18 protein-coding genes are annotated in these 22,115 nt (G+C 65.1%); 16 read left to right on the top strand and 2 right to left on the bottom strand.

Annotated features, from left to right (window positions below; all coding sequences use genetic code 11):
- Nucleotides 1-83: 83 nt before the first annotated feature.
- Nucleotides 84-1,403 (bottom strand): HDOD domain-containing protein, encoded by a 1,320-nt coding sequence (locus DMR_RS20210; RefSeq protein WP_015862905.1) that lies wholly within the window; start codon nt 1,401-1,403, stop codon nt 84-86.
- A gap of 120 nt (nt 1,404-1,523) precedes the next feature.
- On the opposite strand from DMR_RS20210, the gene DMR_RS20205 reads away from it, so the two are divergent.
- Nucleotides 1,524-2,537, top strand: coding sequence for a polysaccharide deacetylase family protein (locus tag DMR_RS20205; RefSeq protein WP_043601245.1), 1,014 nt, complete (start codon nt 1,524-1,526; stop codon nt 2,535-2,537).
- Here DMR_RS20205 and DMR_RS20200 read toward each other — a convergent pair.
- Nucleotides 2,479-3,291 carry a glycosyltransferase family 2 protein gene (locus DMR_RS20200; RefSeq protein WP_015862903.1) on the bottom strand — a complete coding sequence of 271 codons (813 nt, stop codon included), beginning with the start codon at nt 3,289-3,291 and terminating at the stop codon, nt 2,479-2,481. The genes DMR_RS20205 and DMR_RS20200 overlap by 59 nt on opposite strands.
- A 381-nt stretch (nt 3,292-3,672) precedes the next feature.
- On the opposite strand from DMR_RS20200, the gene DMR_RS20195 reads away from it, so the two are divergent.
- The 15 genes from DMR_RS20195 (at nt 3,673) to DMR_RS20125 (ending at nt 22,068) form a co-directional block, all read left to right on the top strand.
- The gene (locus DMR_RS20195; RefSeq protein ID WP_015862902.1) at nt 3,673-5,370 is read left to right on the top strand and encodes a sensor domain-containing diguanylate cyclase; all 1,698 of its coding nucleotides are present in this window, start codon (nt 3,673-3,675) and stop codon (nt 5,368-5,370) included.
- Nucleotides 5,371-5,411: 41 nt separating this feature from the next.
- Nucleotides 5,412-7,070 carry an ArnT family glycosyltransferase gene (locus tag DMR_RS20190; protein WP_015862901.1) on the top strand — a complete coding sequence of 553 codons (1,659 nt, stop codon included), beginning with the start codon at nt 5,412-5,414 and terminating at the stop codon, nt 7,068-7,070.
- Nucleotides 7,067-7,507: a hypothetical protein gene (locus DMR_RS20185; RefSeq protein WP_015862900.1), complete on the top strand. Its 441-nt coding sequence runs from the start codon at nt 7,067-7,069 to the stop codon at nt 7,505-7,507. Before DMR_RS20190 ends, DMR_RS20185 begins: the two co-directional genes overlap by 4 nt.
- The gene (locus DMR_RS20180; RefSeq protein ID WP_015862899.1) at nt 7,504-7,998 is read left to right on the top strand and encodes a hypothetical protein; all 495 of its coding nucleotides are present in this window, start codon (nt 7,504-7,506) and stop codon (nt 7,996-7,998) included. The genes DMR_RS20185 and DMR_RS20180 overlap by 4 nt, the downstream gene beginning before the upstream one ends.
- 188 nt (nt 7,999-8,186) lie before the next feature.
- On the top strand, nt 8,187-9,467 hold the full coding sequence (locus DMR_RS20175) for an aminotransferase class I/II-fold pyridoxal phosphate-dependent enzyme (RefSeq protein WP_015862898.1): 1,281 nt from the start codon (nt 8,187-8,189) through the stop codon (nt 9,465-9,467).
- Nucleotides 9,468-9,512: 45 nt separating this feature from the next.
- Nucleotides 9,513-10,766 carry an ABC transporter permease gene (locus DMR_RS20170; protein ID WP_015862897.1) on the top strand — a complete coding sequence of 418 codons (1,254 nt, stop codon included), beginning with the start codon at nt 9,513-9,515 and terminating at the stop codon, nt 10,764-10,766.
- Nucleotides 10,759-11,463, top strand: coding sequence for an ABC transporter ATP-binding protein (locus DMR_RS20165; RefSeq protein ID WP_015862896.1), 705 nt, complete (start codon nt 10,759-10,761; stop codon nt 11,461-11,463). Before DMR_RS20170 ends, DMR_RS20165 begins: the two co-directional genes overlap by 8 nt.
- Before the next feature lie 101 nt (nt 11,464-11,564).
- Nucleotides 11,565-13,154: a TolC family protein gene (locus DMR_RS20160; protein WP_232502841.1), complete on the top strand. Its 1,590-nt coding sequence runs from the start codon at nt 11,565-11,567 to the stop codon at nt 13,152-13,154.
- Nucleotides 13,155-13,252: 98 nt separating this feature from the next.
- Complete coding sequence (locus tag DMR_RS20155; protein ID WP_148208498.1) at nt 13,253-14,191, top strand: efflux RND transporter periplasmic adaptor subunit; 939 nt, start codon at nt 13,253-13,255, stop codon at nt 14,189-14,191.
- Between the two features lie 6 nt (nt 14,192-14,197).
- On the top strand, nt 14,198-15,337 hold the full coding sequence (locus tag DMR_RS20150) for a hypothetical protein (RefSeq protein ID WP_015862893.1): 1,140 nt from the start codon (nt 14,198-14,200) through the stop codon (nt 15,335-15,337).
- A 156-nt stretch (nt 15,338-15,493) separates the two neighbouring features.
- Complete coding sequence (locus tag DMR_RS20145; protein ID WP_232502840.1) at nt 15,494-17,095, top strand: hypothetical protein; 1,602 nt, start codon at nt 15,494-15,496, stop codon at nt 17,093-17,095.
- A gap of 27 nt (nt 17,096-17,122) precedes the next feature.
- Complete coding sequence (locus DMR_RS20140) at nt 17,123-18,076, top strand: glycosyltransferase family 2 protein (protein ID WP_015862891.1); 954 nt, start codon at nt 17,123-17,125, stop codon at nt 18,074-18,076.
- A gap of 8 nt (nt 18,077-18,084) precedes the next feature.
- Entirely contained in the window at nt 18,085-19,959 is a 1,875-nt protein-coding gene (gene asnB, locus DMR_RS20135; protein WP_015862890.1) for an asparagine synthase (glutamine-hydrolyzing), read from the top strand.
- On the top strand, nt 19,949-20,824 hold the full coding sequence (locus DMR_RS20130; protein WP_043601241.1) for a class I SAM-dependent methyltransferase: 876 nt from the start codon (nt 19,949-19,951) through the stop codon (nt 20,822-20,824). Before asnB ends, DMR_RS20130 begins: the two co-directional genes overlap by 11 nt.
- A complete protein-coding gene (locus DMR_RS20125) occupies nt 20,821-22,068 on the top strand; it encodes a glycosyltransferase family 4 protein (protein ID WP_015862888.1) in 1,248 nt (415 codons plus the stop codon). Before DMR_RS20130 ends, DMR_RS20125 begins: the two co-directional genes overlap by 4 nt.
- The last annotated feature ends 47 nt before the right edge of the window (nt 22,069-22,115 follow it).

The following is a 22,115-nucleotide window of genomic DNA, read 5'->3' as shown; positions in this document are numbered from 1 at the left end:
GCTCCCGTTTCCGTGGAGCCGGCCTTGTCGTGCGTGCGGGGGCTGCCCCCTGCCGGGCGGCGGATGCCCGAAAAGCTCCGCCCCTAGGCTTCCTCGGCCAAAAACAGCGTGATGATTTCGGCCGCCTGGCCCTCGGCCACGGCCAGGGCCTGGGCCAGGGCCTCGGGCGTCAGCCCGACGGTGGTCCAGGCCGCCGGGGACAGCGGCGGCGCGTAAACCTCGCCGCTGGAGCCGATGCACAGGGAGCCGGCCGCCGCGTCGGCCAGATGGATCATGGCCGGCAGCGTCCGGCCCATGGCGACCTGGCCGCCGTGATGGCCGCGCACGGCCTGTTCCAGGTTTTCCGGGAAACGCCAGCGCCGCAGCAACATGCCGCCCAGGGTGGCGTGGTCAAAGCCCAGCATGGCCCGCTCGGCCTGGCGCAAAAGGATGCCTTCGTCGCGGGCCATGGCCAGCACATGGGCTGTGTGCCGGGGCAGGTTACGGTAGAGCACCAGCCGGCCCACGTCGTGGAGCAGGCCGGCCACGAACAGCCGTTCCACCTCCACCGTTCCCCCGGTTCCGTTCGTTCCGGCCTGGGCCAGATTGGAGGCGATGACGCCGCAGCCGATGCTGTGCTTCCAGAAATCGCGCATGTTGACAAGCCCTTCGGGCAGGTCCTTGAACAGACCGATGACCGAGATGCCCAGGGCCAGGGTGGTGAGCTGGCGGCTGCCCACGATGGTGACGGCCCGGGACAGGGTGTCGACCTTTACCGGAAAGCCGTAAAAAGCGCTGTTGACAAGTTGCAGCAGCTTGGCCGACAGGCTGGTGTCCTTGCCGATGGCCTCGGCCGCTTCCTTGGCCGTGCTGTTGGGATCGTTTAAGGCCTCGCTGATGCGCACGAAGACGTCGGGCAGCGAGGTGAGCTTGGGATCGGCCTCGATGATGGCCATGGGCCCCGGCGGCGGGGAGGTGGGAGCCGGCGGCAGGGCTTCGGGGGCCACGGGGCCGGGCAGGTCCAGGCAATGCGGCCCCCTGGCCCGCAGCAGCCGGGCCGCCCGGGGCAGGGACTGGGCAAAAAGCGCCGCCTGGCCTAGTTCTTCCAGATCGCAGTGGACGAAGCGCGGCTCCAGGGCGGCGGCTGCCGCCGTCAGGTCCAGGGACTCGGCTTCGGGCTGGCAGGGCGGCTGGGGGCCTGTGCCCTGGCCCTGGGCCAGGACGCAGGTCGTCTGGTGGCGCACCGGCCAGGCGTGGAGCAGACTGATGAGGCGCTCGGTAAGCACGGTGCCGCGCGGCACGAGCAGGGCCCCGTCGTCGCGCACCACGTCTTCTTCTAGGACCATGCCTGGTTCGAGGGCGGCCAGGGAGATGCGGCGGGCGGGAGCCGGACCGGCGTCGGTCGGGGAAGTTTGTAAGGCCATAGGGATAAAAATAGTCCTGGGCGAGGCATGTCAAGCACTGTGTCGGCCTCGTAGCGACATTGAACGTAAGCAAAAGCCGTGCCTGGATATCGCTTGGCCGGCGCGCCCCGGAGGGACGTCGTGGGGAAAAAACCGCTTGCCGTGGTGGTCAGCCTGGATGTGGAGGAAGAGGGCCTGTTTTCCGGGAGCTATCCCCGGGAAGGGGCAGGGCTGTCCAACATCCCGGAGCTTCGCCGCCTGGAGTTCCTGCCGGCCGAGTTCGGGCTGCCGCTGACGCTTCTGTGCGACTACCCGGTGCTGCGTCACGGCCCGAGCCTTGAGGTGCTGGCCGGGGTCCTGTCCCGGGTCGGCGGGGAACTCGGTGCCCACCTGCACCCCTGGAACACGCCGCCCTTCCCGGACATGCCCTGGCCGGAACCTGTGAGCACTTCGGTCATGCCGGTGGCGGTCTTTAGGGACAAACTCCAAAATCTTCAGGCGGCCGTGGCCGATTTCACCGGTTCTCCGGCCCGATCGTTCCGTATGGGCCGCTGGAACCTTTTTCGCCGGGCCATGGCCGTGTTGCCCGAGGTCGGCTTCACCGTGGATTCCAGCGTGGCCCCCTTGCGCCACGTGCCGGGCGGGCCGGACCATTTCCTGGCCCCGGCCGATCCCTACTGGCTGCGTCTTGAGGGGCCGGACGGAAGCGGCGCGGGCCGGCTGCTCGAAGCGCCGACCACCCAGCTGCCGCTGGTTCCGGGCACGCCCCGTCTGGCCAAAAGGCTGGCCGAGGCCTTCCCGTCCCGGCACGACGCCGTGCTTGGCGGCTTCATGAAAACCCTGACGCTGGGGGTCAATCCGGTCTGGATGCCCGAGGCCACCATGCGGCTGGCCGCCCTGGCCCACGCCTGGCGGGGCGGGCGGGCGCTCACGCTTTTCTGGCATTCCTCGGAACTGTTGCCGGGGGCGAGTCCGCACTTCCCGGACAAAGCGGCGGTGGAGGCGTTTATCGCCAAGGTCCGCCGCTTTGCCGGCTGGCTGCGGCGGACCTTTGACGTGCGGGGGACAACCCTGGAAGGGCTGGCCGGGCCGGAATTTAGCTGGCCGGCGTGCAGCCCGGCGTCTCGTCCGAATAGTACTGCGGATTGGCGTTAGACAACCCACGGCCGTTCTTGTCGAAGATCGAATACTGCTTGTAGCCGAGCTTTTGCAGCCGGAACTGCATGGACGTCTGCAGGACGCCGATGCCGTAGGTGCAGCTGCGGCGGAAATTGATGGACGAGGCTTCGTCGAAGTACTTGGTGGGGCAGGATACTTCGCCAATGCGGAAGCCGAAGTACACGGACTGGGCCAGCATCTGGTTGTCGAAGACGAAGTCGTCGGAATTTTCCCACAGCGGCAGGGCTTCCAGCACCTCGCGGGTGAAGGCCCGGTAGCCGGTGTGGTACTCCGACAGCTTGGCCGACATGAGCAGGTTCTGGGACAGGGTCAGGAAGCGGTTGGCCACGTACTTGTAGACCGGCATGCCGCCGCGCAGGGCCGTGCCGCCGAGAATGCGCGAGGCGATGGCCACGTCGTATTCGCCGCAGGTGCACAGGTTGGCCATGGCCGGGATGATTTTGGGCGTATACTGGTAGTCGGGGTGCACCATGATGACCACGTCCGCGCCGGTCTTTAAGGCCTCGGCGTAGCAGGTCTTCTGGTTGCGGCCGTAGCCCCAGTTGCGCTCATGGCGGAAGCAGCGCAGTCCCAGGCGCTGGGCCTGCTTGATGGTGTCGTCCCGGCTGCAGTCGTCGACGAGGATGACCTCGTCCACGATGTCCTTGGGGACTTCGGCATAGGTGCGTTCCAGGGTGGAGGCCGCGTTGTAGGCGGGCATGACCACCACCACTTTTTTTCCGTTCATCATGGGCGTTCGCTCCAGGGGGGTCGCCGGATCGCGGGCGGGCCGGCGGAATGCGCCGCGCAAGGGAGAGTTCGCGGCCAAACGGGGAACTAATCCTGAAAACGGGGGTGCTGTCAACCATTGCGGCCCTGATGCCTGGGGAGCGCCCTTGTTTTCCTGCGCCGTCCGGTCGGCAGGCGTGACGGAGCGCCCAAGCCGAAGGACGAATCGTGTTGGCGGTGATGTGGAAATGATTACAATGGAATTAGTGTAGCAAAGATAACTTTTGTTTACTGATACAGGCTGGAATCCGGCTTGTAAAACGCAACGCCGTCGTGTAGACGGGGCAAATTTTATCGACATTTGCCGCCCTGTGCGGCGCAGGACGTATCGAGACGGCTCTTCATGCGGACGATCCCGTTTTACAAAACAATCTATTTTCGGTTCATGGCCGTCTTCCTCGTCGCCATTGGACCCCTCGTCGCCGTGGAGCACTGGCTGGCCCTCGCCATGTTTGACGATGCCCTGGCCCAGGGGCGCAGCCTGCTTGAGCGCGCCGCCTATCAGGCGGCCGCCGTCCAGGACGCCATGGCCGCCCAAGTGCGGCAAACGCTGGAAGCCGCCGCGTCCGACCCGGCGCTGCGCGACGGCCCTCCCGAGGCGGCCGACGCCGTGCTGGCCCGGCTGGCCGAGGCTCTGCCCTTCGCCGACAACATCCATGCCAGCGACGTCAGCGGCGAGATGCGGTTCTCGCTGGTCAAGCCCTTTGCCGGAACCCGGGTGGGCGGGCGGCGGTATTTCATCGAGGCCCTGCGGCGGGGGGACTTCGCCATGGGCGAATATGTCGTCGGCCAGATCACGGCCAAGCCGTCCATCCATTTCGCCCATTCCCTGCTGGACGCCTCGGGCACGCCGTCGGGGGTGTTGGGCGTGGCCGTGGGCCTGGATTGGTATCAGTCGCTGTTTCACCGTTGCGGCATGCCGCCCGGGGCCTTTCTGGCGTTTTTTGACCGTCAGGGCGTGTTGTTGACCCGGTATCCGCCAAGCCCGTCCCTGCGCCCCGGCGATCGGTTCGACGCGCTGTTTTCCGGCCAGTTCGCCTGGGGCCAGTCCTCGGGAGTGTTCATGGCCGCCAACCCGGACGGCGTGGAAACGCTGTACGCCTATAAAACCTTGTCCCTGGAGCGTGACGGCCGCGACCCGTACGGCGTCATGTTCGTGGGCATGGCCGCGCGCGACGCCCAGGAAGCGGCCCGGTCCCGGGCGCTGCTGGCCGCCGGCGTCTCGGCCGGGGCCGTGGCCCTGGCCGTGGCGGCGGCGGCGGTCTTGTGTCGCCTGGTGTTCGTCAAGCGGCTGCGGGTGTTGGCCGATTTCGCCGACTCCCTGGGCGGACGGGAGGCCTGCCTGCTGCCGCCGCGTTTTGGCGACGACGAGATCGGCGTCCTTGGCCGGCGTCTGGCCGACCTGTCCGAGGCGCTGCAGGATAAAAGCGAGCACCTGGGCGAGGCCATGGCCAAGCTGGCCCGGGAGCGCGACGCCATGGCCGAAACCGTGGAACAGTTGCGTCTGGCCGAGGAGGAACTCGTCCGGCGGGCCGACCATGACGCGCTGACGGGCCTGGAAAACCGAGGCTGCTTCGTGACGCGCCTTGGCGTCGAAATGGCCCGTCTGCGGCGTCAAGGCGAGCCGTTTACGCTGCTCATCCTGGACATTGACGATTTCAAGCACGTCAACGACCGCTTCGGCCATGGCCTGGGCGACGACGTGCTGCGGGCCGTGGCCGGGGCGCTTCGGGCCGGCCTGCGCGACATCGACGGCGCCTACCGGGTGGGGGGCGAGGAGTTTGCCGTGATCCTGCCGGCCACTGACGGCGTGTCGGCCCTGACGGCGGCCGAGCGGCTGCGCCGGGCCGTGGCCGCCCTGGACATTCCGCTGCCGGACGGCCTGGGGGCGGCCCGGGTGACGGTGAGCCTGGGCGCGGCCGAGGCGGACCCGGCCATGGACGCCGAAAAGGACCTCTTCGCCGCCGCCGACCGCGCGCTGTACGCGGCCAAGGCCGCCGGCAAGAACCGCTGCATCCTGGCCGGGCGGGAGAACGCCTGAGGCTTTACATCCGACCTCGCCTTCAGTACCGAGAGCGGGCCATGACGCATACCTCGACGCCCGCCGGGCCGGTCCCGGCCGCGCCGCCTGCCGCTCCCGAGGCGGCCGGCCGCCGTTTGGATTGGGGACTGGCCGCCGTGCTGGTCCTGGCCGCCTTTCTCCTATTTTACAACCTGGGCCAGCGCCCCTTCTGGCAGGACGAGGCCGAGACCGCCTGTCTGGCCAAAAACGTCCTGGTCCACGGCCTGCCCTATTCCTTTGACGGCCTAAACGTCGTCTCCCAGGAAGAGGAGCGGGAATTCGACAAGGTCGGGGGCTATCTCTGGCGCTGGTCGCCCTGGATGCAGATCTACCTGCAGGCCGCCGGCTTTGCCGTGGGCGGCTTGGACGCCGCCGCCGGCCGCGTGCCCTTCGCCTTGGCCGCCCTGGTCGCCGTCTACTGGCTGTATCGCCTCACGCGCCGCCACTTCGGCGACCGCGATCTGGCCCTTTTGGCCGCCATCCTTCTCACCACCTGCGTGCCCTTTCTGCTCATCGGCCGGCAGGCCCGCTACTACGCCCCGGGCACGCTGTTCGTCCTTTGGACCCTGGACGCCTTTTTGTCCGACTGGCAACGCAAGACCCTGCCGCTTTTGGCCATGTTCGCCGGCATGGCGCTACTCTTTCACGCCAACTACCTGCTCTTTTTGAGCTTCGCCCCAACGGCCCTGGCCGCCGCCTTTTTGGTCTATCCCGAGAAGTTCCACTGGAAGCGCCTGGGCTGGCTTGTGGCTGCCACCATCGCCCTGGTCATGGTCCCGGGCATCCTGCTCTACCGCATCGGCAGCCAAAGCGGCATGTTCGACGTGCTGCTCGTGCCCGAAAACCTCATGCTCTATTTCGCCGACCTGTGCATGTTCTGCCTGCCCTTGCCGGTGTCGGTCTATCTGGTCTGGCGCTGGCGGCGGTTTGCCCTGCGCGGCGAGCGTCCGGCCGATCCGGCCGAACGGTTCGCGCTGTTTGCCGCCGTGCTCATCGTGTTCAGCCTGCTGTTTCTGGGCCTGGTTCCCCAGCGGTTTTTCCGCTACATCGCCCATCTGCTGCCGCTGTGCGCCTTTTTGCTGGCCTTTTGCGTGCGCCGGCTGTGGAATTTCTCCAGGCTCTCGGCCGTCCTGCTCTTTTTTCTGCTGGCCGCCACCAACTGGCTGGCCGTTTATCCCATGGAGCGGCTCAAGATCGTCAACCGGCCCTGGCAAAACGATTTCCGGATGCTCACCTCCAACAATTTTCCGCTCAAGCTGTTCGTCACCGAACTGGTCTGCGGCTATCCCGACGTCAACGCCGCCATTGTGGGATTTTTTACGGCCAACGCCAAACCCGGCCAGACCATCGTGGCCGAATACGGCGACCTGCCCCTGCAATTCGCCCTGTCCGGGGTGCGGGTGCTGGGCGGCCTGCAAGGCCCCGTCCCCGAGGGGGTCAAACCCGACTGGGTGCTGCGCCGGCGGGTGGTGCGTGTCAACCGCGACCGGTTCCTGTTCGGGACCCGGGAATTCACCGACAGCCTGAACTTTGAGCGCGACTACGAGCGCGTGCCCGTGCCTTTCCCGGACGAGACCTTCGGCAACCGCACCGACGATCCCAACCATCATTATTTCATCGCCGTGGAACCGCCCCAAAAGGACCTCGAAATCTGGCGGCGGCGGGAGGGGGCGTCATGAAAACGCTGGTTTCCCGCGACAATATCATCCGCCTGCTGCTGCTGGTCGCCCTGGGGGGCACGCTCTACAAGGGCTTTCTCAAGACTCCCGAGGGGGCCACGCTTTTTGCCCGCCAGTCCTTTTACAACGGTCTGGTCAACGACGGCGAGAACACGTCCATCATGAAGGAACGCCACCGCGACGTGCTGGAAGCCACGGACAAGGCGATCAAGGTCCGCCTGGACGAGTTGCGCGCCGGCGTTTACAAGCCCGCGCCCGGGTCCCTGGTGTCCGAAGACTCCCTGGTGCGGGCCGTTCGTAAAAACCTGGCCACCCGGGCCAGGGCCATGGACGACGAGCTGCGCGCCGCCGAGAAACTGGAACGGGCCAGACGTCTGGAAGCCGCCGGCTGGCGCATGGGCTGGGCCTGCCCGCCGGTCGGGGAGGCCCAGCCGTGAGCGCCCGCCGTGTTTTGCGCTTCGGCTTGTGGGGCCTGGCCGGCGCGGTCTTGGCCGGGGTCGGCCTGCTCGTGTGGTTCGGGGCCTGGCACTATCCGGCCCTGGGCTTGTCCGGCATTCCCAAGGACGGCTACCGCCAGGCCATGGAGATCGCCGCCCGGGGCATGACCGCCGCCGACGGGCTGCGCTTTGAAGACTTCGATTTCCTCAAGTACCGGGAAGTGGAGCGCGGCGGCGAGGCCTACGCCTGGGGCGCGGCCCGTTGCCGCGCCGCCGACGGGGCCACGACGTTCTACTGGGTCTATCTGGAGTGGAGCAAGAAGCGCGGCCAGTGGCTGCGCAACTATTCCCTCGAACTGGCCGCCCCGGACGACGAGATCTACTTCACCCGCTTGAGTCCGGGCCAGCTCGGTCGGGCCAAACTGGCCGCCGGCAAGCTCCTTGGGCAGCTGGCCTCCCGGGTCCGCGAGGCCCTGGCCGCGGCCAAGTGAACACGTGTTTATTTTCCGGGTGGCCCGGAGGCCCCCAGACTTGCAAAGGCCTCGCCTTTGGCGTATTGGCCGTTGTTCCCAACCGATATTCGGGGACCGGCAAGGCCCTTCGGCCGCCCCGGCGGCCGGCGATTCCAGCCATATTTGACGCCGCCGTTTCCTAACCACGCGAGGAATCAACGAACGCCATGAGACTGCGCCAACGCTGCGAGCACTTCAATGCCCTGCATTCCCAGATTTCGGCCCAGGGCATCAATCCGTATTTCCGCCCCATCGCCAAGACCTGGGGCACCGAGGTCGAGGTCGGCGGCAAGCGCCTCATCATGATCGGCTCCAACGACTACCTGGGCCTGAGCCACGACCCCCGGGTCATGGACGCCTCGGCCCAGGCCGTCTACCACTGGGGCACCGGCCCCGGCGGCTCGCGCTTTTTAAGCGGCAACATGGTGCTGCACCACCACCTCGAAGAGCGCTTGGCCGATTTCGTGGGCAAGCGCCATGTGGTGGTCCACGTCACCGGCTTTAGCGCCAACCTGGGCGCTTTGGGCGTGCTCATCACCCCGGCTGACACCGTGCTGTGCGACCGGGAAAACCATGCCAGCATCTTCGAGGGCGTCAAAAACACCAAGGCCCGTCTGGCCACCTTCGCCCACAACGACGCCGCCCACGCTTTGAAGCGCGTGGAGGACGCCAAGGCCGCCCGCCCCGACGGCGACGTGTTCCTCGTCACCGAGGGCGTGTTCAGCATGTCCGGCGAACTGGCTCCCCTGGACGAGATCGCGGCCATCAAGGACGCCCACCCCGACGTGGTCTTCTACCTCGACGACGCCCATGGCCTGGGCGTGTTCGGCCGGGGCGGACGCGGCAGCGCCGACCATTTCCGCATCACGGACAAGGTCGATTTCATCATGGGCACCTTCAGCAAGTCCATGGCCTCCATCGGCGGGTTCATCGCCTCCGACGACGAGGACATGCTGCGCTACCTGCGCTACCAGTCGCGCACCCAGATCTTTTCCGCCGCCCTGCCGGCCGCCAACACCGTGGCCGTGCTCACCTGTCTGGACATCCTGGCCAAGGAGCCCGAACGCGTGGACCGGCTCCACGAGGTCACGGGGCGCATGCGCCAGGCCTACCGTGACATCGGCCTGCGCATCGGCAACTCGTCCTCCCCCATCATTCCCATCATCATCGGCTCGGACGAAAAGGCCTTTTTCTTCTCCCGCGCCCTGTTCGAGGCCGGGATATTCGCCCTGCCGGCCGTGTATCCGGCCGTGCCGCGCGGCCAGGCGCTCATTCGCACCGCCTACATGAGCACCCACCAGGACCGCCAGCTCGACGTCGTGCTGTCCGTGCTGGAGAAGCTGGCCAAGGAATTCCGCATCCGGGAGTGCGATCTGGACGAGGAACCGCAGTCCGCCGCCGGTGAGGAAAACGGCGATGCGCCCCGGGGCAAGCTGTCCTACCTGTAGGGCGGCTAGGCGAAATCCAAAGGGTCCGCAGCGGAACTATCCGGCATGGCCATAGGCAAACGTAAGAAAATCACCGTCGCCGAGCTTGACAGCATTCGTCGGCGCGGCGCTGGTCCCATGCGCTATTACGACCTCGTGCGCGTCAGCGTGCGCGAGGTCATGCGCAAGCGTCGTCGCTATATCGGCGTCCTTGCCTCCATTGCCCTGGGCATGGCGGGTTTCATCGTCATCATCACCATGGGCAACGACCTCAAAAAGAATTTCAACAACGATCTCGACCTGCTCGGCGGCGCGACCATCATCAACGTCATGTTCGAGCCCCAAAACCTTGAACGCCAGGAATGGTTCCGCGACCGCACCCTGGAGGCCATCGCCCGCATTCCGGGGGTGCTCGACATCACCACCGTGGCCCTCAAGACCAGTGCCGTGACCACCTGGCACGACCGGCTCTTCGGCTTCAATCTGGTCGGCTGCGAGGCCAACTACTGGAAGGTCTTCTCGTTTAACGCCAAGGCCGGCCGGCTGTTCGACCAGCGCGACATCGAGGAAGGGGCGCGGGTGTGCGTGGTCGGGGCCGATCTGGCCCGCCAGATTTTCGGCAGCGAGGACGCGGGCATCGGCCAGACGTTGTCCATTGACGACAACCTCTACACCGTGGTCGGCATCCTCGGCGGCGTGCGGGCCGGCGACCGGGCGCTTTTTGTCTTTTTGCCCATCACCACGGCCAAGGCCCGGGTGGTCGGCATCTCCCAGCCCTACAGCGCCTATGTGCGCTGCGCCACCTGGGACGACGTCGGCTCGGTGGCCAAGGCCGTGCCCGGCGTGGTCAAGGCCAACCAGATCGACCGGGGGCTGCGGGTCAACGTGGCCTGGGAGCCGCTCAAACAGGTGCAGCGCATTTTCTGGTGGGTGGAGCTTTTCATCTACAGCTCCATCGTCGCCACCATGATTCTCGGCGGATTCGGCATCTGGAACATCATGATGGCCACGGTCACCAGCCGGACCCGGGAAATCGGCCTGAAAAAGGCCATGGGCGCGCTGGATTCCGACATCCTCTACCAGTTCCTGTTCGAGGCCCTGTGCGTCACCCTGTCCTCGTCGGTCTTCGGCGTGATCCTTGGCCGCGTGGGCATCGAATACATGAGCCGGATGCTCGGTTCGCGTCCGCCCGAGGGGCTTTTCGTCTTCTGTCTGCTCATGGGCCTGGGATTCGCCGCGATTCTCGGCGTCGGCGCGGGCCTTTATCCCTCCATCCGGGCCAGCCGGATGCAGGTCGTGGACGCCATGCGCTATGAGTAACCGCTACGACATCAACGACGACAACGCCCTTGTCATCGACATCAACCACCTGACGAAAAACTACGTCACGGCGGCCGGGCAGATCACCGTCTTAAAAGACGTCAATCTCCATGTGCGCCGGGGCGAGATGGTGGCGGTTATGGGACCTTCGGGCTCGGGCAAGTCCACGCTGCTGTTCGTGCTGGGACTGTTTCAACCGCCAAGCACCGGCGAATATCAAGTGGCCGGCGTGGACGTCCTGTCCCTTAGCCGCGACCAGCAGGCCATTTTTCGCCGGGAGATGCTCGGGTTCGTTTTTCAGACTTGTGACCTGCTCGAAAACTCCACGGTGTACGAAAACCTGGAGTTGCCGCTGATCTATGCTGGCGTGCCCCGTCGGGAGCGGCCAGACCGGATCCGCGAGGCCCTAAGTATGGTCAACCTTGACCACCGGGTCCACCAGCCGTCCAACCGGCTGTCCGGCGGCGAGCGCCAGCGCGTGTCCATCGCCCGGGCTCTGGTCAACGAGCCGGAATTTATTTTGGCCGACGAGCCCACCGGACAGCTTGACCGGGAAAACAGCCTCCGTGTACTGGAGTATTTTACAAAGATCACCGAAGAAGCGAGAACGGCCATGGTCGTGGTCACCCACGACGCCATGACTGCGGAACATTGCACGAGAAAATGCGTCCTGACGGACGGCTATCTAAACGGGTAACGCTCGACGGGGAGGAGCGCATGGCCAGGAAACTGACCTGTTGGCTGGGGATGGCGGCGTCCGGGGGGAACGCGCCTTTGGGGGGGAAACGGCTTCTGACCGTGGCCCTTGCCTGTCTTTTGGGGCTGTGCCTGGCCATGCCGGCCATGGCCGCTCCCGGTGACCGCTACACCAAGGACAAGACCAAGGGGGCGACGACCCAGCCCGCGCCGACGCCGGCTCCGGCTCCGGTCGCCAAGGCTGCTTCGCAGCCCGCCGAGCCTGCCTCCGACGATCCCGCGCCGAGTTTTTCCAAGGCTGCAGGGGCCCTGGCCCTGGGTTCCACCACCTTGCGTTCGCCCGCCGATTTCGACGAGTGCGTGCGCGTGGCCCTGGCCCAGTCGCCGCTTTTGACCAAAAGCGCCATCGAGATCGAATCCAAGCGCCTGGACGTGGGAGATGCCTACTCGCAGTACATCCCCACCATCGTCATGAGCACGACGTTCTATCTGCGTCTGCCGGAGTATAAAAACACCGCCGCGTCCACGGCTTATGCCACGGCCCTGGACAACCCCTCCAGCGACCCGACCCAGAACCTGTACAATACCATCAACGCTTCCAATGCGGTCTATGCCGGCAACTCGGCCAACCGCAACCGCAAGAAATACGATCTGAGCTTTTCCACCGGGGCCTGGAACCCGCTGTTGACCGCCTTTGACGTCCAGGCCAAGAAGGAAATGGCCAACATCGCCGTGCTGTCCCACCTTAAGGTCATCGACGGCGGCCTCAAGCGCCTGGGCGTCACCTACCTCCAGCTTGGCATGGTCGAGACCATGATCGCCATGGCCAAGGAAAAGGAAGAGCTGGCCCAGAAGAACCTGGAATACGTCAAGACCCGGGCCGGCCTGGGACAGGGCGCCCAGCTCGACGTGCGCATCGCCGAGACCAAGATCAACATGGCCCGCACCGAAGCCGAGAAGATGCGCACCACCAAATCGGTGCTGCTTGACGAAATGAAGTTCATCATGGGCATCCCCTTTGTCCAGAAGATCGAACTGTCCCTCAAGGACGCTCCCCGCCAGGTGCTGGAAGACTTCAACCCGGCCGGCGTCACCGACGAAAAGCTCAAAAAGCATTCTTTCGCCCTGCGTATCCACGAATACGAGAAGGCGCTCCAGAAAAAGAACATCGCCCTGTCCTACATCCATTTCCTGCCGACCTTCTCGTTTGGCTTCACTTCGGTGTCCACCCTCAACAACACGAGCTACAAGGACGACACGTCGACCCTGCCGTTCATGTATCCCAACCTGACGCTCAATTTCCCCTTCGACTGGTGGACCAAGGGACGCGACGTCAGCCGCCAGTACAAGAAGATGACCCAGCTGAGCGTGGAAGGCCGCAATCAGGAGTTTACCCTGATGAGCACCTTCCAGCAGGCCCTGGCCAAGCTGCGCGCCGCCACCTCGGAAGTGAAGTTCGCCGAATCGTCCATGGAGCTGCAAAAGCTCACCGTGCAACAGGCCCAGTTCCGGTTCGATTCCGGCCAGGCGGAATACGACGCCATCGTCAAGGCCATGGGCGATTATCTCGACAGCAAGCAGAACATGCTGGTCAAACAATACGACCGTGATTCCGCCATGCTGGAGGTTCGTTCCATTTCCGGCGACTTCCAGGATCGCTACATCAACGCGACCATGATCGACAGCCTCTAGGCTTTGAGGATAGGCGTTCCCCTCAAGGAATGCATGACACTTCCGGCGGACTCTGTGCAAAGGGTCCGCCTGAACCTTACTGCAAGGAAAACATGCGCATGATACGTCGCGCCGTGCTGCTGGCGGTTGGGATATCGATCTTTGCCGCCACGGTCGCTTTTGCCCAGACTCCGGCCGCGCCGGCCGAAAGCCCGGAACGCTCCTCTTTCCGCCCGGCCGACATCTCCTTTTCCGGCAAGCTCTACAGCCCGGTCAAACTCTCGGTCTTTTTGCCGTTTAACGCCAAGATCCTGACCCTTTCCGGACAGATTGGGCAGCATGTCAAACGTGGCGACGTGCTGGCTTCCTACGAGATTCCCTTGGAAACGCGCATGGACGAGAAAACCAAGCTCTCGCCGGCCAACATCAAGGAACTCGAACACAAGTTGGCCGTGGCCGACAAAGAGATCGACCGCCTTTCCGCCAAGGGACGTGAGCTTGAGGCCATGAGTCAGCGTAACATGACCTCCCAGCAGGCCATTTCCATGAACGCCAAGGAAATCGAGGTGGTTCGCAAGGAGAAATCGGCCGTTTTGGAGCAGCTTTCCCTGGCCCGGGATCTCCTCACCGATCGGGTCGAGCTGGCCGAAGACCACTTCGGTAAGGGCGTGGGCATCGGCAAGGTGCCCAAGGACGGCATCATCAAGGCTCCAGTCGACGGCTACGTCATGTGGATGAACCCCGAGCTGCGCGCCGGAGTCAAGCTGGCCAAGGAAGCGGAACTGTTTCAGGTGGGCCTGCTCAATCCCATGATCATCCGGGCCCAGGTCCACGAAATCGAGGCCCAGAAGCTCAAGGAAGGCGTGCCCGCCGTGGTCACCTTCGACTCCATTCCGGGTAAGAAGTTCAACGCCTCGGTGTCGCGCATCCCCTGGGCGCCCATGCCGGCCGCCTTGCAGCAGCCTTCCTATTACGAGATCGAACTGACCATCCCCAACCCGGATGCCGAGCTCAAGGAAGGCCTCAAGGCTCAGATTACCATCCAGCCCGGCAAGTAGACGCCCATGACCAACCCTTCCCTTGTGGTCGAGCCGGTGGCCGGCCCGGCGGAGCTTGACGCGTTCATCCGCTATCCCTGGGAAATCTACCGCGACGACCCCCTATGGGTGCCGCCGCTTATTCCCATGCAGCGCGATTTCCTGAACCGCGACAAAGGACCGTTTTTTGAATTCGGCCAGGCCGAATACTTTCTGGCCCGTCGCGACGGCAGGATCGTGGGGCGTATTTCGGCCCACCTCAATGGCCTGTACGAAGAGCACCATGACAAGGACACCGGTTTCTTCGGCTTTTTCGAGTGCGAAAACAGCCAGGAAACCGCCGACGCCCTGTTCGAAGCCGCTGCCGCCTGGGTGCGCGGCCATGGCAAGACCCGTATCCATGGGCCGCTGTCCTTTGGCATCTACGACGAGGTCGGGCTGTTGGTCGACGGCTTTGACTCGCCGCCGTCCATGATGCAGACCCACAATCCGCCGTACTATGAAGAATTGGTCAAGGGCTGGGGCTTTGAAAAGACGTACGATTGGTATGCCTACCGTATTTCCGAGAAGCCGGGCATGGACGTAGAGAAGCTCAAACGGCTGCGCGATTCCATCCTCACCCGCCAGAAGTGCGAGATAAGGCCCATCGAGCGCAAGGAATTCGCCAAACGCGGCCCCCAGATCAAGGAACTTTTCAACGACATCTGGAGCAAGAACTGGGGCCATGTGCCTCTGACCGACAAGCAGTACGAAGACATCTTCGTCACGCTGCAGCCCCTGGTGCGGCCGGACCTGGAAACCATGATCCTCGACGGCGACGACATCGCTGCCTTTGCCGTGGTGTCGCCGGACATGAACCGGTCGGTGAAGAAATTCAACGGCAAGTTCGGGCTGTGGCAAAAGCTCCAACTGCTCTGGGATTGCCGGGTCAAACCGCTCACCCACTGCCGAGCCATCATCATGGGTGTGTCGCGCGCCCATCAGTGGAAACGCCTGCATCACGCCATCATCCTTAATATTATCATTAATTTTCTGGTCAACCACCCCAAAATGGAATACTGCGACTGCTCGCTCATTCCCGAATCCCTGGAGCAATGGAACAAAACGCTCCAGGATTTCGGCGGCGAACGCTATAAGGTGTTCCGCCTCTATGATCGGGCCATCTAGTATTGCATTGCTTGAAAAATATCGTGGTATTTTTCAAGAATTATAGTGCGTTTCGTGTGCTGCTCGCCAATCCATAAAGCCGATTGTCAGGCCTGCGCCCCATGTCGGCCGGTCCGTTCTGCGGATTGGCTGGCTGTCTGTCTGCTGTCGGCCCTGGTGTTCGCCGTAGCCCACCGCCTGGGGCTGGCCTCGCCCTACGTCGCTAACGATGACGTGCGCCAGCAGCTTTTCTGGATGGCCCGGTGGCTTGACCCGGCTTTGTACCCGCCGGATTTTCTGTCCGATTACGCCGCCGCCTACGTCCCGGCCGGAGTCAAGGCCCTGTATTTTGCCGCCGCGAAGGGTTTGGGCGTCGATCCGATCCTCTTCTCCAAGCTGCTGACCGGCGGGCTGTTCGTCCTTTTGGCCGCAAGTTTTTTCGGCATCGGCGCGACCCTGGAAGGGCCGGCCCTGGGCTGGTTTTGCGCCGCCATGGCCTGGGGGATGCCGTATTTTCTCAAAAACATCTCCGGGGGGCTGTCCCGGGCCTTTGCCGGGCCGCTTTTGGCCCTTTTTTTCTGGGCCTGGCTGCGCCGCTCGGGCCGGGGCATGGCCTGGGTCCTGCTCCTGCAGGCCGCGACCATTCCTTACATCGCCATGCTCTGCGCCGGTTGTGCCTGCCTCGACGCGGTCATGGCCCGGCTCACAGACAAAACGGCCGCGCCGTTTCCCTCCCGTCCCGTCCATGGGCTGGTGCTGGCCGCCGCCGCCGCCGCCGTTCTCGGCATGAACCAGGCCCTTGCCGCCAAGGGCTACGGCCCGCTGGTGGGGCGGGCCGCCCTGGCCGCCGGCCCGGAATTCGGCCCCAACGGCAGATTGGACCTGTTCCCGCTGCCCAACCCCTTTCTCGATCTGGTCTACTGGCCCTTCGAGAGCATCGGGCTGTTCCTGGAATGGGGGCTTATTCCGGGCATCGCCACCCTGGCCGTGCTGGTCCCCGTGCTGTGGATCGGCGCGCGGCGCGCACCCTGGCGTGACTATCTGCCGCTGTACCGCCCGGCGGCCATGCTGCTGGCCGGGTCGCTGGGGCTGTACGCCCTGGCCCGGGCCATCGCCCTGGTGCTTTTTGTGCCTGACCGCTACATCTCGTATTCCATCAACCTGCTCTACGCTCTGGGCCTGGCGCTTTGCCTGCGCTGGTTTTTCGCCGGCGTCCTGGCCCGACGCCTGGGTGGGCCGCTCCTGTGCGCCCTGGCTGTCTGCTTCGGCTGCTGGCGGCTGTCCGGCGTGGGCCTCTACGACTACCGGGCCGACGCGCCCCTTTTCGCCGCCGTAACCGCCTTGCCCAAAGACGCGCTTTTGGCCGGCAACCCCAAGGACATGGACAACGTCCTGACCTTTGGCCGGCGCAACGTGGTGGCCAGCTACGAGCTGGCCCATCCCTGGAGCGTCGGGGCCTGGAAGATCATGACGCCGCGCCTGGGCCATCAGCTGGAAGCCTACTACGCCGTAGACCCGGACACCGTGCGCGAATTCGCCCGTGTCTACGGCGTGACCCATATGGTCGTGCGCGAAGGGGATTACGCCCCCAACGTCATGGAAAAAGGGCCGCTTTTCGCGCCTTTCGACGACCACATCCGGGAGCTGACCGCTACCTCCGGCAATTTCGCCCTTCTCGACGGGGCCGAATTTCCCTATACCAGCCCCGAGCCCGGCGTGCGGCTGGTCGACCTGCGTCGACAGCCCGGCGCGGCCCGGGGCCAAACCTCGTCCGAATAAGCCTGTAACGACCAAACGGCGGACCCCATGCCGGACATGCTTTCCATTATCATCCCGCTCTACAATGAAGAGGACAACATCGAGCCGCTTTACGCCAAGCTCGATACGGTCCTTGGCTCCCTGGGCCATCCCTACGAGGTCATTCTGGTCAACGACGGCTCCACCGACGACACGCGCGCCCGGATCGACGCCGTGGCCGCCCGGGACGAGCGCGTGCGCGTGGTGCACCTGCGCCGCAATTTCGGCCAGACCCCGGCCATGATGGCCGGCATCGACGCCGCTCGGGGCGACATCCTCATCCCCATGGACGGCGACCTGCAAAACGATCCGGCCGACATCCCCAAGCTTTTGGCCAAGCTCGACGAGGGCTTCGACGTGGTCTCGGGCTGGCGCAAGGACCGCAAGGACAATCCCATCAAGCGCAACCTGCCAAGCCGCATGGCCAACGCGCTCATTTCCTTTATTTCCGGCGTCCATCTCCACGATTACGGCTGTTCGCTCAAAGCCTATCGCCGCGACATCATCAAGGGCGTGAAGCTTTACGGCGAGATGCACCGCTTCATCCCCATCCACGCCGCCTGGCAGGGCGCGCGGGTGACGGAAGTGAGCGTCACCCACCATCCCCGCATCCATGGCGCGTCCAAGTACGGCATCGAACGTACCCTCAAGGTTATTCTTGACCTCATGACCGTGAAGTTTCTGGACAAGTACGCCCAAAAGCCCATGTACCTCTTTGGCGGATTCGGATTGGCCAGCATCGCGCTTTCCATGCTTTTTTTCGTGTTCATGCTCTACTGCAAGATCTTTTTGAACAAGAGCTTCATTGAAACGCCGTTGCCCCTGGCCGTGGTCATGTTCATGCTCATCGGCATCGTCGCCGTCTTCATGGGCCTTATCGCCGAGATCCTCATGCGCACCTACCACGAGTCCCAGGACAAGCCGACCTACATCGTGGACTGCACCCGAAACTGCAAGGACTAGGCGCGAGCGTGTGCGGCATCTGCGGATTTGCCGGCCCGGGCGGCGCGCCGGCCCTGGCCGCCATGAACGCCGCCCTGGCCCGGCGCGGCCCGGACGGGGAAGGCCGCTTTATTGACGAATCCCGGGCCGTCCATCTGGCCCACCGCCGCCTGGCCATCATCGACCTCGAAGGCGGAGTCCAGCCCATGGCCACCGCCGATGGGCGGCTGGTGGTCACCTACAACGGCGAGATCTACAATCACCTGGAACTGCGCCGGGAGCTGGCCGGCCGGGGCCACCGCTTCGTTTCCGACCACAGCGACACCGAGATCCTGCTCCACGGTTGGCGGGAGTGGGGCGAAGGCCTGCCCGGGCGCTTAAACGGCATGTGGGCCTTTGTCCTCTACGATCTGGACCAGGGCCGGCTTTTCTGCTCCCGGGACCGGTTCGGCAAAAAGCCGTTTTTCTATGCCGCCAAACCGGGCTTTTTCGCCTTTTCCTCGGAGCTGGGGAGCCTTATGGCCCACCCGGCCCTGGCCGACCGGTCCATTTCCCGGCGCAGCCTGCAAAAATATTTCGCCTTCGGCTTCATTCCCGGACCAAACGCCTTGTATGCCGGCACGCACAAGCTCCCCGGCGGCTGCAACCTGCTCCTGGACGCCGCCGATCCCCGCCCGGAGCCGAAACGCTGGTGGACCTTCCGGGTCGAGCCCGACCCGGCCCTGGCCGCCGCGCCCGAGGCAACGGTGGCCGGGCGCGTCTTTGAGCTCCTGGACGCCGCCGTGGCCCGCCGGCTCATGGCCGACGTGCCGCTCGGCATTTTCCTCTCCGGCGGCGTCGATTCCTCGGCCATCACCGCCCTGGCCGCCCGCCATGCCCCGGATGTGCGCGCCTTTTCCATCGGTTTCGACGATCCGGCCTTCGACGAATCATCCAAGAGCCGGCAGGCGGCTACGGCCATCGGCGTGGCCCGCCACGAGGCCCGGCTGACCCTGGAGGCCGCGCTTTCGCTCATGCCCGAGATCGTCGGCCGTCTGGACGAACCCATGGGCGATGTGTCGCTGATTCCCACGGCCCTTTTGTGCCGCGAGACCCGAAAGCATGTCACCGTGGCCCTGGGCGGCGACGGGGCCGACGAGCTTTTTGCCGGCTACGACCCCTTCCGGGCCCTGGCCGCCGCCAAGGCCTTCAGCGCGGTGGTCCCGCGCCCGGTCCACGCCGCCCTGGCGCTTTTGGCCGCGCGCCTGCCCGTGGCCCATGGCTACATGGCCCTGACCTTTAAGCTCAACCGGTTCCTGGGCGGCCTGGCCCAGTCGCCCAGGCTCTGGAACCCGGTCTGGCTCGGCCCCCTTGCCCCGGACGGGTTGGTCGACCTCTTTGGCGGCCCCATCGACGTCGAGGACGTCTACAGCGAGGCCATCGAGGTCTACGACGGCTGCGCCAGCGCCGACCTCGTGGACCGGACCCTGGAATTCTACACCCGCCTCTATCTTCAGGACGACATCCTGGTGAAAACCGACCGGGCCGGCATGATGTTCTCCCTGGAAGCCCGGGCCCCGTTCCTCGACATCGAACTGGTGGACTACGTGCGCGCCTTGCCGGCCAGCCTGAAGTTTCGCCGGGGGACCACCAAATACATCCTCAAGAAGGCCCTGGAGCCGGTGCTGCCCCGGGACATCATCTATCGCAAGAAACAGGGTTTCGGCGTGCCCATCGGCCGCTGGCTGGCCGAAGGACGGTTGCCCATGGGCGCACCCGCGTCCGTTGAGGCGTCGCTTTCCGCCGCCGCCATCGAGCAGCATATCGCCGCCCACCGGGCCGGCCGGGCCGACCATAGGCTTTTTCTCTGGAATCTCTGGGTGCTGCGCCACATGGACCTGGGAGGAGGCCGCCTTGCATTTTGACAGCCTCGAATACGTGACCCTGCGCGTTTTGCGCCGGTTTTTCTTTACGGAAAAGCGTCTGGCCACCTGGGGGCCGCGTCTGCCGTACTATCGCGTAAACCAGGGCGTCACCGACCCGGTGGCCGTGGCCCGGGCCTACGCCGAGGACCTGGCCCGGTTGGGCCTGGCCATCCCGGGCAAGCGAATCGTCGAGATCGGCTGCGGCGCGACCAACGGCGTGGGCTATGCCCTGGCCGGCCTGGGTGCGGCCTCGGTGGTCTGCCAGGAGCCCTACGCCCGCCACGACGTCGGTCTGGACGCCAAACACCTGCAACACCAAGTCCTGGCTCATCCCCAGGTGCAATTCCACACCGTGGTTCGCACCGTCGCCCTGGACGACATCCCCGACGCTTCCGTGGACGTGGTCCTGTCCAACTCGGTCCTGGAACATGTCCGGGACTTGCCGGCCCTTTGTGGCGAACTGGCCCGGATCCTGGCTCCGGGCGGCGTCATGCTCCACCGGGTCGATTACCGCGACCACTTTTTCAAATATCCTTTCCATTTCCTCCTTTTCTCCCAAAAGGTCTGGAACCGGTTCCTCGATCCCGGCGATCTGCCGCGCTGGCGCTACGACGACCACGCCGCCGCCCTGGCCCGGGTCGGCTTCGATGTCTCGGTGCTCGACTACGCCCGCGACGAGGATGCCTTCGCCGCCGTGGCCGATCGCCTGCACCCCGATTTCGCCGACCGCGACCCGGCCGTGCTCAGTATTGTGACAGCGACGCTGGTTTGCCTCCGGCGGCCAGGGGAGGCGCTGCCTCCCCTGGACCCCTCCGCCGGGGGGCCTGAGGCCCCCCGGACCCCCCCGTACGGGGTAGCCCGATGACCCTACCTGTGAACGGTCTCCCCCCCATTGAAAGTTTTGAGGAAGGGAGAGCGCGAGAGGGAAACCCTTTTTTCCAAAAAGGGTTTCCCTCTCGCAGGTTTTCTTTTTTACTCCTCAACTACGAATATCCGCCCATAGGCGGCGGGGCGGGCAACGCCACGGCCAACATGGCCCGGGAGCTGGCCGGGCTGGGGCATCGGGTGCGGGTGGTCACGGCCGCGTTTGGCAGCCTGCCCCGGCGGCAGGTCGTGGACGGCTACGAACTGGTGCGGCTGCCGGTCGTGCGCCGTCATGCCGACCATTGTTCGCCCTTGGAGATGTTGACCTTTCTGGTGAGCGCCGGGGTGGCCTTGCCGCTGCTGCAGCGGGATTTTCGGGCCAACGCCTGCATCGCCTTTTTCGGCATCCCTTGCGGCCCGGCCGCCTGGCTTTTGAAGCAGCTTCGTGGCGTGCCGTACATCGTGTCGCTGCGCGGCGGCGACGTGCCGGGTTTTCTACCCTACAATCTGGCCGGCTACCACAAGGTCACCGGTCCGCTTATCCGCTTTTTGTGGCGCGGGGCCGCCCATGTGGTGGCCAACAGCCAAGGCTTGGCCGCCCTGGCCCGGCAAAGCGCCGGGCAAACGCCCATCCGCATGATCCCCAACGGCGTGGACACGGCGCGCTTCACCCCGGCCGAGAATCGGGAAGCGGGCGGCCCGGTCCAGCTCGTTTTTGTCGGGCGGGTGGTCCATCAAAAGGGCCTGGATGTGCTGCTTACGGCTCTGGCCCGGCTTCCGGCCGAGGCCGAGTATGAGCTGACCATTGTCGGCGACGGTCCGCTTCGCGGCGCGCTCACCGAACAGGCGGCGAGTCTGGGCGTGTTGCCGCGCCTGCGTTTCGCCGGCTGGGCCGGGCGCGAGGCCATGCCGGAACTGCTGCGCCGGGCCGATCTGTTCGTTTTCCCCTCGCGCGATGAAGGCATGCCCAACGCCGTGCTGGAAGCCATGGCCGCCGGCCTGCCCGTTATCGCCACGCGCATTTCGGGCAACGAGGAAGTGGTGGCCGACGGTGAGACCGGCCTGCTCGTGCCGCCGGACGATCCCGACGCCCTGGCCGTGGCCTTGGCGGACTTACTTACCGACGCAGCCCTGCGTCGGCGGCTGGGCGCGGCCGGCCGGGAGCGCGTGTGCCGGGAATATTCCTGGCGGTCCGTGGCCGAGCGCTACGCCGCGCTGTGCGAGCCGGACGCCTCGAAAGCCTGACGCGGTGGTGTTGGCATGAGGCAAGCCGAGCCGCGCGGGACAGCGCC

It is taken from the genome of Solidesulfovibrio magneticus RS-1 (assembly GCF_000010665.1).
Classification (GTDB): Bacteria; Desulfobacterota; Desulfovibrionia; order Desulfovibrionales; family Desulfovibrionaceae; genus Solidesulfovibrio; species Solidesulfovibrio magneticus.
This window is presented reverse-complemented; position numbering and strand designations above follow the sequence as displayed.

Excerpts from the sequence above, each read along its gene's own strand:
- DMR_RS20210 (WP_015862905.1), bottom strand. The coding sequence starts at position 1,403 with ATGGCCTTACAAACTTCCCCGACCGACGCCGGTCCGGCTCCCGCCCGC.
- DMR_RS20200 (WP_015862903.1), bottom strand. The coding sequence starts at position 3,291 with ATGATGAACGGAAAAAAAGTGGTGGTGGTCATGCCCGCCTACAACGCG.
- DMR_RS20195 (WP_015862902.1), top strand. The coding sequence starts at position 3,673 with ATGCGGACGATCCCGTTTTACAAAACAATCTATTTTCGGTTCATGGCC.
- DMR_RS20190 (WP_015862901.1), top strand. The coding sequence starts at position 5,412 with ATGACGCATACCTCGACGCCCGCCGGGCCGGTCCCGGCCGCGCCGCCT.
- DMR_RS20185 (WP_015862900.1), top strand. The coding sequence starts at position 7,067 with ATGAAAACGCTGGTTTCCCGCGACAATATCATCCGCCTGCTGCTGCTG.
- DMR_RS20175 (WP_015862898.1), top strand. The coding sequence starts at position 8,187 with ATGAGACTGCGCCAACGCTGCGAGCACTTCAATGCCCTGCATTCCCAG.
- DMR_RS20170 (WP_015862897.1), top strand. The coding sequence starts at position 9,513 with ATGGCCATAGGCAAACGTAAGAAAATCACCGTCGCCGAGCTTGACAGC.
- DMR_RS20165 (WP_015862896.1), top strand. The coding sequence starts at position 10,759 with ATGAGTAACCGCTACGACATCAACGACGACAACGCCCTTGTCATCGAC.
- DMR_RS20155 (WP_148208498.1), top strand. The coding sequence starts at position 13,253 with ATGATACGTCGCGCCGTGCTGCTGGCGGTTGGGATATCGATCTTTGCC.
- DMR_RS20150 (WP_015862893.1), top strand. The coding sequence starts at position 14,198 with ATGACCAACCCTTCCCTTGTGGTCGAGCCGGTGGCCGGCCCGGCGGAG.
- DMR_RS20140 (WP_015862891.1), top strand. The coding sequence starts at position 17,123 with ATGCCGGACATGCTTTCCATTATCATCCCGCTCTACAATGAAGAGGAC.
- DMR_RS20125 (WP_015862888.1), top strand. The coding sequence starts at position 20,821 with ATGACCCTACCTGTGAACGGTCTCCCCCCCATTGAAAGTTTTGAGGAA.